Source organism: Streptomyces sp. NBC_00080 (genome assembly GCF_045041255.1).
GTDB classification, from domain to species: Bacteria; Actinomycetota; Actinomycetes; order Streptomycetales; family Streptomycetaceae; genus Streptomyces; species Streptomyces coriariae.
On the sequence record NZ_CP108235.1, the window covers coordinates 8,259,014 to 8,273,995 of the forward strand.

Consider the following 14,982-nt stretch of genomic DNA (forward strand, 5'->3'; position numbering starts at 1 on the left):
GCCGTGCCGTGCGCCGGTGTGCCGGTACGGTCAGACCTTGCCGGCGGCGAACGTGGCCGCCGCGGTGGCGTCGGCGGTGTAGCCGAGGTGCGCCAGCACGTCGTCGCCGCCGTTCTCGCAGATGGGGTCACCGGTGGCGCAGAAGTCGATGGTGCGGCTCTGGTAGGTGCCGGTGACGCTCTTGCCGAGGGCCCGGATCGGGTTGCCGAACAGCAGGACCGCGGCGACCTTCGGCTCGACCGCCGCCGGGAGGGTCGCGACGATGGGGCTGCCGACCACCGCACCCGCACTGCTGATACCGATGGAGTTGTCGACGACATTCGCGCCCTGTGAATATCCGACGAGAATATAACGCTGATTCGGGCAGGCCGTCGCCTGCGCCTTGACGTGGTTCACCAGATCCGCGTTTCCCTGCGCTGCCGATGTCAGGGAAAGGTCCGCGGGATAGTTCACCGCATAGCTGGACAGGGTTTTGCCCGTCAGTTTCCTCTGGAGTGCGGAGAACACCGGATCGCCGACGATCAGGCCGAGCGTGCCCGGCTCGAAGGTGCCGCGAGCGGCCACGACGTCGATGTCCGAGCAGGTGGCGGCGGATGCGGTGGGTGCCGTGAGAGTGGCGATTCCAGCCCCGCCGACGAGTGAGAGCGCGGCGAGGCACAAGCGGATACGCATGGGAATCCTTTGCGGGTGGGGCGCGTGCAGCGCCTGGTGAAAAGGACAGTCCCGAAGGTATTCGCGTTTCCTTGCCGGGTGTTATGGACGAGAATTCAGAAATTCCGCTTGTTTTTGTTCTGCGGTGAGCGGGGCGGGCCGATGCGGCGCGGCGCCGGTGGCCGTCAGGACTGGTGCGCGGAGCGCAGGGCGAGGATCAGATCCAGCCGGGCGCCGGGGTCGTGCAGGGCGTCGCCGAAGAGCTTCTCCAGCTGGCGCAGGCGGTAGCGGACCGTCTGCGGATGGATGTGGAGCCGGGCGGCGACATCGGGCACGTTGCTGCCGCTGAGCAGCCAGGCCAGCAGGGTCTCGGCCAGCCGGGCCCGCTGGCCCTCGGAAGCGGCGTCGAGGGGCGCGAGGGCCCGCGTCCGCAGGTGGGCCAGCAGCGGCTCGTCACTGTGCAGCAGCAGGGTCGACAGGTGGTCCGCGCACCGCACCACGCCCTGCCGGGGCAGGATCCCGCGGCCCATCAGTCCCAGGGCCCGCGTGGCCCAGCGCAGCGACTGCGCGGCCTCGGTGACGGGGACCGTCGGGCCGATCGCCGCCGGACGGCCCTGGAGACCCAGCAGGAACGACCGGCCGCCGAACCGCCCGGAGCCCTCCGGGTCCGGCACCAGCACGCGCGGCGGCCGTGACCCCATGTCCGTCAGCGCCCCGGGCATCGCCGGTGGCCCGTCCGCCGCCTGCGGGTCCGCGGTGGCCGCCAGCGTGACGACGGCGACCTGCGAAGGCACCCGCCAGCGTGCGCCGTGCGCCAGGTCCTGCACCGCCTCCGGGGACACCGGCCCGTCGCCCAGCAGCAGGTCGAGCAGACGCCGGCGGCGCCGCTCCAGCTCGTCCGTGCTGTGCGACCGTGCCTCCGCGTAGCCCGCGGCGGCCGCCTCCGCGACCTCGTGCACGGTCCGGAACGCCAGCTCGCCGAGTGTGGCCACGACCGTGGAGTCCAGCCCGAGTTCCTCCGCCGTGCGGCCCAGCAACCGCCAGGCGTGCAGTCCGCCCACCCGTAACGCGGACTGCAACGCGTCCAGACTGCGGCCCTCGAGGGCCTCGCCGCGCCCGAGTTCGTAGTACGTCGCGGCGATGGCGGCTCCCTGGCCGCGCGGGTCGGCGATGTGGTCGACGAACAGCGTGAGCGCCTGCACCACTCCGGCCCGGAGGTTGCGGCCGTAGATCCCGTCGGCAGGCCGCGCGTACTCGGGGACCTGCCGGCGGACCTCCTCCTGCACCTCGGCGGCGACGTCCTGCAGCCGGGCGCGCAGCAACTCGGCCAGGTCGGGCGGAACCGAAACGGTCCCGGGGTCGGTGGGCACGCCGCGCGGGGTGGGGACAGCCACGACGGACACTCCTTTCACCCGGAGGCGGCTCGCCCACGCACCGTTGCCCGTGGGACGAGAGGGACGTCCTGCGTTGGACGGACGTCCCCTGCGCTCCGTTCCGTGCCCCGGCTGCACCGACATCACTCCGGCACCCCCAGCGCACCGGCGAGCATCGGCCACGAGGCGGTGAACTCCCGCTTCCAGTACGTCCAGCTGTGTCCTCCTCCCGCGTAGTAGTGGGTGGTGGCCGCGATGCCGAGGAGTCCGAGGAAGTCGGTGAAGGCGTGTGCGGAGGGCCACAGGGTGCTCTCCAGCGCCTCGGGCAGCCAGTCGCCGATGCCACCGACCACCCCGCTGCCGCTGGAGACGTACAGGGGAGTGCCGCGCAGCCCGGCGGCCCGGGCCCGCGGATTGAAGTCGCGCCAGGTCAGGGCGTTGAGGAGCGGACTGCCCCAGAGTGAGTGCGGAGCCAGGTTCTCGCGGGCCACGATGGCGTCCAGGAGAGTGGGCACGCCCGGGGCGGTGGTGTCGAGGATGCCGCTGTAGGAGGCCGCGGCGGTGAACGTGCCCGGGTGGCGGGCCGCGTGCGCCATCGCTCCGTAGCCACCGGTGGAGACCCCGGCGACGGCCCGCACCCCGGACGCCCGGTAGTCGCGGGCCAGCAGCGCCGGGACCTCCTGGAGCTGGAAGGTCTCGTAGTCGGCTCCGCCGCGCCACGCGGTGGGGATGCCCGTGGGGCCCGCGTCCGGCATGGCCACGATCAGGTCGCGGCCCTCGGTGAAGGCCTCGATGTCGGTCTCCCGGGTCCAGGACGTGTAGTCGTCGTGGGCGCCGTGCAGGAGATACAGGACGGGATAGCTCCGGGTGGGCCGGGCGTCGAAGTCCGACGGCAGGATCAGCCGGACCGGCGCGTTGCGGCCCAGCGCGGGGGAGGACACGGACACGTCGAAGGTGCGCGGCCCCAGCGGGCTCGCGGCCCGGGCGCGTCCCTCGGCGGCGGTCGCGCCGAACAGGGCGGCCAGGCCGGTGGCAGCCGCGGCCCTGGCGACGGCGCGGCGGGACGGTCGGGCGGTGTGCTGCGGCATGGCGGCTCCTCAGTCCGGTTCAGCGGGTCCGCTCGGCGTGGCGAGCAGCCGCCCCAGGTGGGCGGCGATCTCGTCGACGTGCGGTGGGTCGAGCAGCGAGAGGTGGTGCCCCGGGACCGGTACGACCGTCAGGCGCGGGCACACCTCGTCCCAGCCGAGGGTCTCGTCGTCCCGTTCGTACGCCGGGTCGCGCACGGTGTGCGGGGCCGGCTCGGTGGCGCGGTACAGGACCACGCGGCCGTCGTGGCGGCCAGGCCGATGGGCCTCGCCGACCCTCAGGTCCAGGTAGGAGGCGCGTTGGTGCTCCAGCGCGGCGGCCGGTACCTCGACGGCGCCGCGCAGGGTCCGCAGCACGAGGTCGATGCGCTCGCGGTCGTCGTCCATCGCCGCGAGTTCGTCGTACGGCAGCCGCAGCGACACGCCGTAGGTGTCGGCGACGTGCCGGGCGAAGCCCGTGAAGTGCGCGCGGAGCCGGTCGGCCTGCGTACGGTCCGGTCGCAGGAGGGGCCGCACCGAGTCGATGAGGACGACCAGCGGCACGGCCCGTCCGGCGGCGGTGAGCTGCCGGGCCGCCTCCTGGGCGAGGAAGCCGCCGAAGGACCAACCGCCCAGCAGCAGAGGCCCGTCGGGATGGGCCGCGGTGATCGCCTCGGCGTAGCGGCGTGCCTTCTCCGGCACGGTACGGGCGTCCTCCAGCCGTTCCAGCCCGTGCACCGGACGGTCGTCCCCGAGCCGTTCGGCGAGTGCGCGGTAGACGTCGGCGCGGCCGCCTGCCGCATGGAACAGGAACAGCGGCGGCCGGGAACCGGCGGTGCGCAGGGGCCGCAGCGGAGCGGGTGACTCCGTCTCGTCCCCGGCCGCTTCCGGCGCGGGAAGGGCCTGCCGGACGCGGTCGGCCACCTCGTCGACGGTGGCGGCTCCGAGCAGGTCGCGCAGCGGCAGGTCGACCCGGAACTCCCGTTCCAGGGCGCTGCGGACACGGACCGCCATCAGCGAGTCCAGGCCGAGCTCGGCCAGCGCCGTGCCAGGCGTGACGCGGGCCGTCGGGTGGCCGGTGACGGCGGCGATGTGGTGGCTGAGGCGGGCGGCGACCGAGACCGGACCGTCGGCCTGCGCGCCCGGTGCGGGCTCGGCCCAACGCCCCGCGGTCACCGCCGCAGCCGCGACGGGGGCCCGCCCGTCCGTCCACCAGTACCGCGTGTGCCGCCAGCGCGGTGCGGGTACGTCGACGACCCGGCCGGGCGGCCGCGGCAGGGGCAGCCCGGCCGCGTACAGGGCGCCCAGCTCCGAGAGGAACCCGGCGCAGCCGTCCGCGTCGCGGCGCAGGGTGCCCACCGCGAGGGCGCCGGGCACCGTGTCGGTCACCGGCCGGGCCAGGACCGGATGCGGCGAGATCTCGACGAAGGCGGTGTGGCCGTCGGCGGCGGCCGCCGCGAGGGCCCGGTCCAGGCGCACGGGACGGCGCAGATTGGCGGCCCAGTGGGCGGCGTCGAACCGGCAGTCGCCGCGCGGGTCGTCGAGGACGGTGGAGTAGACCCGGACGCGCGCGGGCCTGCCCCGGACGTCGGCGAGGGCTTCGGTCAGTTCCGGCAGCAGCCGGTCCACCTGGGGCGAGTGGCCGGCGCCGACGACCCGCATGGCGCGGGCTGCGCGGCCCCGCTCCGCGAGCCGGCGCACGAGCCGGGTGACCGCGCCCTCGTCCCCGGTGACGACCTTCTGCCGGGGCGAGGAGTGGACGGCGACCTGGACACCCGGGAAGTCGCGCTCCAGGTCGGCCAGTTCGCCGTCCTCCAGGTCGACGACGGCCATCGCGCCGCCGTTGAGCCCGCTCAGCAGCCGGGCCCGCACCGCGACGACCCGGGCCGCGTCCGAGAGGTCCAGCGCGCCCGCGCAGACGGCGGCAGCCACCTCGCCCATGGAGTGACCGATGACGGCCGCCGGTTCGGCGCCGTACGAGCGCCACAACTCGGCGAGTGCCAACTGGATTCCGAACAGCACGGGTTGGGCGGTCTCCACGCGGTCGAGCGCCGCTCCGGAAGCCAGCGTGTCGTGGAGCGAGAAGCCGCATGTGACGGCGAGCCGCGGGTCGAGCTTCTCCACGGCGGCGGCGAAGGCGGGTTCCTCGGCCAGCAGCCGGCGCCCCATGCCGGGCCACTGGCTGCCGTATCCGGAGAACACCCACACCGGGCCCGGCCCGATCCGGTCGCGGTCGCCGGTCAGCACCCGCGCGTGCGGCCGGCCGTCCGCCAACGCGTCCAGGGAGTCGGCCAGTTCGTCCCGGTCATGGGCGACGACGGCGGCGCGTACCGGCCCGCGCCCGGTGCGTCCGGCGAGCGTACGGGCGACGTCGGCCGGACGGGCGGCGCGGCCCCCGGGCGTGCGGAGCCAGTCGGCGAGCCGGGCCGCGGTGTCCCGGACCCGCTCGGTGTCGGTATCGGACAGCAGGTGCAGCCGGGCGGCCGGCTCCTCGGCCGGGGGCGGCGGCAGCGTGTCGGGCCGCCATTCCTCCAGTACGGCATGGGCGTTGGTACCGCCGAACCCGAACGCCGACACCCCCGCGGTGGCCGTGCCGCCGTAGCGGGGCCACGGCTCGGGCTCGGTCACCACCCGCAGGCGTACATCCTCCAGCGCGCTGCCGTGCGCGCAGTGCAGCGACGGCGGAACGCGGTCGTGATGCAGGGCGAGGACCGTCTTCACCAGGCCCGCGATGCCCGCCGCGGACTCCAGGTGCCCGAGGTTGCCCTTCACGGAGCCGAGCAGCAGCGGCTGGTCGGGGTCGCGGCCCGGGCCCAGCACCCTGCCGAGCGCGCCCGCCTCGATCGGGTCGCCGAGCGGGGTACCGGTGCCGTGCGCCTCGACGTAGTCGATCTGCGCGGGGGCCAGCCCGGCCCGCGCGTAGGCGGTGCTCAACAGGGCCTGCTGGGCGGCCGGGTTGGGGGCGAGGAGACCGTTCGAGCGGCCGTCCGAGTTCACGGCGGTGGCCCGGACGACCGCCAGGACGCGGTCACCGTCGCGCTCGGCGTCGGACAGCCGTTTCAGCAGCACCGCCGCGCACCCCTCACCGCGCCCGATCCCGTCGGCCGCCGTGGAGAACGGCTTGCAGCGGCCGTCCGGCGCGAGGGCGCCCGCCCGTGCGAAGGCGACGCCGACGACGGGCGACAGCAGCAGGTTGACCCCGGCGGCGATCGCCAGATCACTCTCACCGGTGCGCAGACTGACGCAGGCGTGGTGCACGGCCACGAGCGAGGACGAACAGGCGGTGTCGACGGCCATGCTCGGCCCGCGGGTGTCCAGGACGTACGCCAGCCTGCCCGCGGTCACACCGAGCGCCGCGCCCGCCGGGGCCCACGGATCGACGGCGGCCGCGCGGGCGCCGGTGAGCTGGCCGTACTCGGTGGCGCAGACGCCGACGAAGACGCCGGTGGCCGTGCCGGCGAGGGCGGCGGCCGGGACGGCGGCGTGGTCGAGCGTCTCGTGGACGACCTCCAGGAGCATCCGCTGCTGCGGGTCCATCACCGTGGCCTCGCGCGGTGTGATGCGGAAGAAGTCGGCGTCGAACCCGGCGATGTCGTCGAGGTAGCCGCCGCACGTGGGCGCCTCGGCGGGCGGGAAGGCGGTGAAGTCCCGCCAACGGTCCGCCGGGACCGGCCCGATCGCGTCGCTCTCGTCGCCCAGCAGCCGCCAGTAGTCGGCCGGGCCGCGCACCCCACCGGGCAGCCGGCACCCGACGCCGACGACCGCGACGGGCTCGTCGAGCGTGGCCGGGGGAGGGGCCGCGGGCGTCGCGGGGGACTGCCGCTCGGTGGGGCCGCGCAGCTGCGCCACCAGCGCTTCCAGCGTGGGCGCCGACCAGAGCAGCGTCGCCGGCAGCTCGCGGCCCGTCAGCCGGGACAGTTCCCCGGCCAGGCCCACGGCGTCCCGCGAGGACATCCCGAGGTCGGCCAGCGGCAGGTCCATCGGTACGTCGTCGCCGGTGCCGATCCGGGCGGCGACCCGTTCCGCGATCAGGCGGCGCAGCGCGCCCTCGTCGACGGCGCTCATCGCGCGGTCCCCGCCCCGAAGGCGCCCTCCAGATAGCGGGCCCGGGCCAGGGACCGCGCGACCTTTCCGCTCGACGTCCGGGGTACGGCGCCGGGAGCGACGAGCACGACGTCGGCGAGCCGCAGGCCGTGCCGGGCGGACACGGCGGCGCGCACGGCCCGGACCAGGCCCGGTACGTCGATCGCGGCGAGCGGGGCGGCCCGCGCGTGCTCGGCCACCACGACCACCCGCTCGCCCGCGTCCCCCGCGCCGCCCGGGACGCCGAAGGCGGCGAGCCGGTCGCGCCGCACCGCCGGATGCGCGTCCTGGACGGTGGCCTCCACGTCCTGCGGGTAGTGGTTGCGGCCGTCGACGACGATGAGGTCCTTCAGCCGGCCGGTGACGACCAGCTGTCCGTCCAGCACCGTCCCCAGGTCGCCGGTGCGCAGCCAGCCGTCCGGGGCGCCGGCCGGCCGGGCACCGAAGACACGGCGGCTCTGGGCCTCGTTGTTCCAGTAGCCGCGCCCCACGTTGGGTCCCCGCACCCAGATCTCGCCGACCTCCCCCTCGGAGAGGGAGTCGCGGGAGACGGGATCGACGACGCGGACCTGCTGGCCCGCCGGGGTGCCACAGCCCGCCAGCTGCACGGCGTCGGCGTCGTCGGGCCGTGCGGGCAGGGCCTTGCCGGCGGCGAGGGCGTCCCGGTCGAGGGTGAACCGGCGCAGCGGCTCACCGGGCCGGGCGGCGCTCACGAAGACGGTGGCCTCGGCGAGCCCGTACGACGGACAGTGGACGTCCGCGGCCAGCCCCTGGGCGGCGAACGCCGCGTGGAAGCGGTCGGCGGTGCCGGGCCGCACCGGTTCACTGCCGTTGATCAACGCGGCGACCCCGTCGAGGCGCAGCTCCGCCTTCTGCGCGTCGGAGACGGCGGAGACGCAGTAGTCGTAGGCGAAGTTGGGCGCGGCGCTCAGGGCGCGCGGATGTGCGGCGAGGAGCCGCAGCCAGCGGGCCGGCTCGTGCAGGAACGCCGTCGGGTCCATGAGCACCGACGGACGCCCCTGGACGACAGGAGCGGCGACGCTCAGCACGAGTCCCATGTCGTGGTAGAGCGGCAGCCAGCCCACGCAGGTCACCGGGGCCGCGTCGGCGCCGTAGGCGGTCAGCGCCTGGCGGGCGTTGGCGACCACGTTGGCATGGGTGATCTCCACGCCCGCCGGAGCCCGGGTGGATCCGGAGGTGTACTGGAGGTAGGCGGTCGCCCCGGGGTCCGGCGCGGCCGGCAACCGGTCCCCGGTGGCGGTGTCGGTGGCGGTGTCGGGGATCCGGTCCACGGCGACGGCCGGCACCCGCGCGCCCGCGCAGAGGTCCGCGACCTCCGCCATGGCCCGGCTCGTGGTCACCACGACCGCGGGCCGCGCGTCGGCCAGCACCCCGGTGAGCCGGTCCCCGTGCCCGGGCAGGCCGGGCGGATACAGCGGTACGGCGACCAGCCCGGCGGCCAGCGCCGCGAGAAAGCCGGTGACGTACTCCGTTCCCTGCGGGCACAGCAGCGCCACCCGCGCCCCGGGCTCGGCCTGCTCGGCGAGCCGGGCCGCGAGCGCCCGCACGCGGCGATCCAGACTTCGCCAGGTCAGCGTTCGGTGTACGCCCCGCGAGTGCGGGGCGGGGTGGTCGACGAAGGTGAACGCCCGGCGGTCGGGGGCGGTTTCGGCCCAGTGCCGCAGGTACTCGGGCAGAGTCCGGTACGCGGGCGCGAGCGGGGGGCGGCTGTCCATCGGGCGTGGCTCCTCACGGCGCGGGGTCGGCTGGGGGTCGGGCTGGCGGATCGGGCGATCAGAGCGGGATGTTGCCGTGCCGGCGCTCCGGCATCGGGGCGCGCTTTCCGCGCAGCGCGCGCAGGGCACGGCACAGGTGGGCGCGGGTGTCGCGCGGGGCGATGACGGCGTCGACGTACCCGCGTTCGGCGGCGGGGTAGGGCGTCCCGTGGGTGGCCTCGTACGCGGCGACGAGACGGGCGCGCAGCGCCTCGGGGTCGTCGGCCGCGGCGAGTTCACGCCGGTGCAGCACGCCGACGGCGCCCTCCGCGCCCATGACGGCGATACGGGCGGTGGGCCAGGCTAGGTTGAGGTCGGCGCCCAGGTGTTTGGATCCCATCACCGCGTAGCCGCCCCCGTACGCCTTGCGCACCACCACCGTGATCTTCGGGACCGTCGCCTCGGCGTAGGCGTACAGGAGCTTGGCGCCGCGCCGGATGATGCCGGCCTGTTCCTGGCTGACACCGGAGAGGTAGCCGGGGACGTCGGCGAAGGTGAGCAGGGGGATGCCGAACGCGTCGCAGAACCGTACGAACCGGGCGGCCTTCTCGGAGGCGTCGATGTCCAGGACGCCGGCCGCGTGCATCGGCTGGTTGGCGACGAGCCCGACGGTGGCGCCCTCGACCCGGGCCAGGGCGCAGATGATGTTCGGCGCGAACAGCTCCTGCACCTGGAGCAGTTCGCCGTCGTCCACGACCGTGTGCAGGAGGTCGCGCATGTCGTAGGCCTGGCCGGTCCGGTCGGGGACCAGCGTGTCGAGCCGAACCCCGTCGGCGGCGGGCGCGGGTGCGTACTCCGGTGGCCGCCCGAGGTTGTTGGCGGGCAGGTAGGACAGCAGGTCGCGCACGGTGTCGAGGGCGTCCTCCTCGTCGGCGGCCAGGAAGTGGGCGTTGCCGTTGACGGAGTTGCTGGCGCGGGCACCGCCCAGTTCCTCGGCGGTGGTGCGCTCGCCGGTGACGGCCTCGATGACGTCGGGCCCGGTGACGAACATGTGCGAGACACCGTCCACCATCACGGTGAAGTCCGTGATGGCCGGCGAGTACGCGGCGCCGCCCGCGCAGGGCCCCAGGACGACCGAGATCTGCGGGATGACGCCGGACGCCCGCACGTTGCGGCGCACCAGCTCGGCGTAGAGGGCGAGCGAGGAGACCCCCTCCTGGATCCGGGCGCCGCCGGAGTCGTTGAGCCCGACGACCGGACAACCGGTCTTCAGCGCGAGGTCCATGAGGGCCACGGTCTTCTCACCGAAGGCCTCGCCCATGCTGCCGCCGAAGACCGTGGAGTCCTGGGCGAACACACAGACCGGCCGTCCGTCGACCGTGCCGTACCCGGTGACGACCCCGTCGCCGTAGGGCCGGCGGGCACCGTCCCCCGTGGACCGCGCCCGGACGAACCCGCCGGTCTCCGTGAAGGAGCCCTCGTCCAGCAGGCGTTCGATCCGCTCCCGCGCACCGAGGGCCCCTGCTCTCCTGGGCCTGCCCGGCGCCACGGCCTGTTCCTGACGGCGCGCCAGGTCGGCGATGCGGTCGGCGGTCCTGTCGGTGGTCCGGTCCGCCGCGCTCGTCGCCGTAGTCGTCGCTGTGTCTTTCGCCGTAGCCGTAGCCGTCATCGTCGTAGCCAGGGATGTTGTCGCCTCTCGCGTCACAGCCACCTCCGAAGTGGTTCTCGAATATGGCAGCGATGGGGAGCGAACCGGAGGGATCACCGTTCTGTTTGCGTGAGGTGAGTCCTCGGGGACGCGGGTTCGTCCTGGCGTGACAAGGCCGCCGTCGCCGGACGCTCGCGCGGCGCGGCAGCGGCGCCGTCAACCATGGTGCGAGCCATCGGAGTTGACGTGGTGCCGCGCTCGGGGACGGCGTTCCCGGCATCGCATGGGTCGCAGTGCCCCCGTCGTTCACCCGGGGCGGGTCCTGGGATAGGGTCCGACCGGTTCCGGCTACCGAATGACGACGCGCCGGTGCGGGGAGTGTCGGAGGGCGGCAGAGCGATGGAATCGCAGGTGGGTGACGGCGGATCCGTGGACCTGGACGGCGCGCGGCTGGAGACGATGAGTCCGCAGCCGCTGCTGACCCGGGACTACGAGACGCGCCCCTCGCTGGTGTACGAGCGGCTCAGGCAACAGCACGGTCCGGTCGCGCCGGTCGACCTGCTGGGAGTGCCCGCCTGGCTGGTCCTGGGCTATCGCGAGTCGCTCGAGGTGCTCCAGGACGACGCCGGGTGGCCCAAGGGGTTGGAGAAGTGGCGGGCCCGCTCGGAGGGCAGGGTGCCGGCCGACTGGCCGCTCGGACCGTCCCTCGAGGTCAACCATGTGCTGATCCAGGGCGGCCCCGGTTACCGGCCGCTGCGCACGGCATGGGACGCGGCCCTCAAGCCGTTCCAGGACCCGCGTCACCCCCAGGCCAAGCGGCTGAAGACGGCCGTCGGCGCCTACGCCGACGAACTGATCAGCCTGGTGGGGCAGGCCGGCGGCACCGGCTGGGCGGACCTGTCCGCGCAGTTCTCCCGGCCGCTGCCGCTGATGGTGGCCAGCCATCTGCTCGGCTTCCCCGGTTCGCAGGGCGACGACGCGCTGATGGACATGTGGCGGGTACTGGACGCGGGTCCGGACGCGGAACCCGCCCTGGAACGGCTGCTGGCCGCGCTGGCCGAACTGGCGGCGGGCAAGCTGGAGAAGCCGGGGGAGGACTTCCCCTCGTACCTGCTGGCCGCGCATCCCGACCTCTCGCTCGACCAGCTCGCCCGCGAGTTGTTCATGCTGCTGGGCATGACCTCCGACCATGTCGGGATCCTCATCTCCAACACCGTGGTCGAGGTCGTCTCGGGTGAGGGCGGCGTACGGGCCAGTCTGTCCGCCGGGATGGTCAGGGAGAGCATGAACCGGGTGGTCATGCGCAAGCCGCCGCTGGTGAACTTCGTGCCGCGGTTCGCGGCCGAGGACACCCCGCTCGGGAACTACACGATCCGGGCCGGCGACCCCGTGTGGGTCTCCTCCGCGGCGGCGCACGCCGACCCGCTCTTCGCCGACCACGTGGAGTCGGGCACCACGGTCAGCACCCGGGCGCACCTGGCCTGGGGCGCGGGCCCTCGTCAGTGCCCGGCGCGTGAGCTCGCGTCGACGGTCGCGGCGGTCGGTGTGGGCCGGTTGTTCGAGCGGTTCACCCACCTGGACCTCGCCCTCCCCGCCGATCAACTCCCCTGGCGTTCCTCGCCCTTCATGCGCGGCCTGCGCTCGCTGCCCGTGCGGTACGAACTGGCCACGCTGCCGGAGCCGTCGTCCTCGCGGGCCCCGGCCGAGGAACCGGCCGGGATCGGACTGACCGATCCGGCGGTCCGGCAGCGCTCGTCGCTGTGGCGCTATCTGACGGGCCTGATCGGCGTGGGCCGCTGACCCCGCGGCAGCGACGCGCGCCGGACTACGACCGGCCGAACACCCGGCCCAGTTCGATGCGGCCGATGCGCGGGGCCAGGCCGGTCGCGTTGCGGAAGGTCACGCTCTCGGTGCCCTTCCGCAGGTCGACGGGGACACCCAGGGTCCAGTAGTCCTCCCGGCTCCAGGTGTTCTTGAAGGTGAGCCTTCGTGGCGCTGCGGCGCCGACGGTGACCTCCGCCGTACGGGACAGGATGTCGGTGTTGTAGGCGTGGCCGTTGTCGCGACGGTCGTCGTGCGCGTAGTGGACGACCAGCAGGTAGCGGCCGGATTCGGGCGCGTGCACCGTGAACTCGGCGGCGTCGGCCGGGCTGTTGCCGAGGTCGTCGATGCAGGAGCCGCCGAAGGCGTGGGCCGAGCCGACGAGTTTCGCTCCTCCGGTGAGGGTGGCGGAGGCGGCGGCGTAGGAGAGGGTGCCTTCGGTGGAGCCCGCCCCCGAGACGTCGAGGGACCGGACGGCCGCGTGCCGCGCGGTCAGCTCGACGCGGTTGTTGCCCGCCACCAGGTAGAGCCGCAGCGGCCGGTCCGGCGCCGCCGTCACCCGCTCGCCGTGCAGCGTGAGGCGCACCGCCGCCGAGGCCCGCGGCACGGCCGTGAAGTAGCCGTCGCGAGGGGCGTAGACGTCGAAGACGGCCCGGTCGCCCTCCCGCAGGACCAGGGCGCCCGTGCCCACTCCGGCCGACGAGGAGTAGTCGTACGACGGGCTGCCGTCGACGTCCGCCAGCGTCGCCTCGTACGACGCCGACGGCGCGCCGGTCCGCGCGGTGAGGTCGACGCGGTCGAGGGTGACCTCGGCGTCGCCCTTGGCGAGGGTCAGCACATGGGTGCCGGCCGACAGCTCGACACCGAGGTCCTTCTTGGCGCGGTAGGCCCAGTTCTGTGTGGAGGGGTACGTCACGGTGACCGGGTCCGCGCCGTCGACGAGCAGCCTGTGCGTGGCGGGGGCGCCGGACTGGTTGCCGTAGAGGATCGCCAGGTCGTACCTCCCGTCCGCCGGGACCGTCACCGTGAGGTCGACCCTGCTGGAGGCGGTGTCGAGGGAGCCGACGTCCTTCGTGCCGGAGGCCGCGTAGCCGCCTGCGTCGGCGACCGTCCCCAGGGTCCGCACCAGGCCGTCGGTGATCGCCGCGTCCTCGGCCTCGTACGACGCCGACCAGGGCACGGGTGGGGCGGACGGGGTGCCGGCGCCGCCCGGGGTGAGGACGATCCGGTACGCGGACATCCTGTGCCCGCCGCGCAGCGGCACCGTCACCGAACCGTCGGTCGCCACCTCGACCCGGGTGCGGGCGAGGACCCGCGGAGCCGCGTGCTGTCCCTCGTAGCCCGACCAGGCGGCCTCGGCGAGGGTCGCGACGACCGTGCGGCCGAAGACGGCACGGGGGACGCCGCGCACCACGACGTCCACGTCGCCGTCCGAGCCGCCGAGCAGCACCTGGGCCTGACGGCGCGAGGTGTCGAGGGAGGCGAGGCCCTGGAGGGTGTCGACGGTGTGCGGCTGTGGCGGGGTGACCTGCACGGTGTCGCCGGTCAGCCCGGCGTACCAACGGAAGAACCACCAGCCGCCGTTGGGGATGTTCGTGCGCACCACGTTGCCGTCCAGGTTGCCGGCGGCGTCCCAGTAGGCCTGGTTGGCGTACACCTTGTTCCGCTCGAACATCGACACCCACTGCACGAGCTGTCCCGGCACCGACAGATCACGGCGGTTGGCGTACTCGTCGATGCTGATCCTCAGCGGTGCGATGCCCAACCGGCGCTCGATCGCACGGTAGTCGTCGTGGTGACGCTGGAAGTCCCGCAGCGAGTCCGGGCCCAACTCGTGCCAGGTGACGACCTCGGGCAGCACGTTCTCCCGCTGGGCGAAGGCGAGGAAGTCGGTCATCAGGCGAGTGTGGTAGCCGGTCTCGTTGGGCCCGGCGATCCTCGCGCCGGGGGCGAGGGCGCGGATGCGCCGGTACACCGTGGTCCAGTCCCGGAAGAAGCGGTCGCGGTTGGCTTCGTACCGCGTCCGGTCGGGGACGCCGAGGTCGTACCAGATGCAGTCCGGCTCGTTGAAGGGGATGTGGACGAAGCGGTCGCCGTGCGGGTGCGCCGAGACCTCCTTGACGATCTTGTCGACCTTGGGGAGGTAGTCGTCGATGCCCAGGTTCTCGTAGGGCCACTCGGCGTAGACGTCCTGCATCATCACGTTGATCTCGCCGCCGCCGTTGCGGAAGAACGCCCCGGAGACGGAGAGCGCGTCCCCGTTCGGGTGCTGGGCGCCGCCCTCCGGCTTCTGCGTGATGCTGGTGATCTTCAGCGGTGCGAGTACGGCGTCGCCGGGCACCCCGTCGTCGCCGAGCCCGTACAGCGCGCCGTTGGCGCCGAGCAGCACCGGTCCTTCGGAGACGGCGAGGTCGACGGTGAGGCGCTGCGGGGCGCCCTCCGACGGGGGCGATATGTGACCGGTCACATCCATGGGGGGATTGTGACCGGCCCCACGGAGACCGTCAAGGGGACCGTGACGAGGGCGTGGAGCGTGGAACGGGCGGTGTCGAGCAGGGGGAAGGGGGCGTGGAGCGTGGGGAGTCGAGCAGGGGGAGGGTCGCGCGGGGCGGGTGGTCCTCGGTGGC

At 74.2% G+C, this 14,982-nt stretch carries 8 protein-coding genes; 1 reads left to right on the plus strand and 7 read right to left on the minus strand.

Going from position 1 to position 14,982, the window contains the following annotated elements; all coding sequences use genetic code 11:
* Positions 1–30: 30 nt before the first annotated feature.
* The 6 genes from OHU34_RS36900 to OHU34_RS36925 form a co-directional block, all read right to left on the minus strand.
* Positions 31–672 (minus strand): cutinase family protein, encoded by a 642-nt coding sequence (locus OHU34_RS36900; protein WP_230194038.1) that lies wholly within the window; start codon positions 670–672, stop codon positions 31–33.
* A gap of 164 nt (positions 673–836) precedes the next feature.
* Positions 837–2,045, minus strand: coding sequence for a CdaR family transcriptional regulator (locus tag OHU34_RS36905; RefSeq protein ID WP_142269021.1), 1,209 nt, complete (start codon positions 2,043–2,045; stop codon positions 837–839).
* A 122-nt stretch (positions 2,046–2,167) separates the two neighbouring features.
* Positions 2,168–3,112 (minus strand): alpha/beta hydrolase, encoded by a 945-nt coding sequence (locus OHU34_RS36910; RefSeq protein ID WP_405770439.1) that lies wholly within the window; start codon positions 3,110–3,112, stop codon positions 2,168–2,170.
* 9 nt (positions 3,113–3,121) lie between these two features.
* Positions 3,122–7,153, minus strand: a complete 4,032-nt coding sequence (locus OHU34_RS36915; protein WP_405770441.1) for an acyltransferase domain-containing protein — start codon at positions 7,151–7,153, stop codon at positions 3,122–3,124.
* A complete protein-coding gene (locus tag OHU34_RS36920) occupies positions 7,150–8,907 on the minus strand; it encodes a fatty acyl-AMP ligase (RefSeq protein ID WP_405770442.1) in 1,758 nt (585 codons plus the stop codon). The genes OHU34_RS36915 and OHU34_RS36920 overlap by 4 nt, the downstream gene beginning before the upstream one ends.
* Before the next feature lie 58 nt (positions 8,908–8,965).
* A complete protein-coding gene (locus OHU34_RS36925) occupies positions 8,966–10,555 on the minus strand; it encodes an acyl-CoA carboxylase subunit beta (protein WP_405770444.1) in 1,590 nt (529 codons plus the stop codon).
* A 378-nt stretch (positions 10,556–10,933) separates the two neighbouring features.
* On the opposite strand from OHU34_RS36925, the gene OHU34_RS36930 reads away from it, so the two are divergent.
* Complete coding sequence (locus tag OHU34_RS36930; RefSeq protein WP_142269017.1) at positions 10,934–12,334, plus strand: cytochrome P450; 1,401 nt, start codon at positions 10,934–10,936, stop codon at positions 12,332–12,334.
* A 25-nt stretch (positions 12,335–12,359) separates the two neighbouring features.
* On the opposite strand, the gene OHU34_RS36935 is transcribed toward OHU34_RS36930, so the two are convergent.
* Positions 12,360–14,828 (minus strand): CBM35 domain-containing protein, encoded by a 2,469-nt coding sequence (locus tag OHU34_RS36935; RefSeq protein WP_405770447.1) that lies wholly within the window; start codon positions 14,826–14,828, stop codon positions 12,360–12,362.
* Between the last annotated feature and the right edge of the window lie 154 nt (positions 14,829–14,982).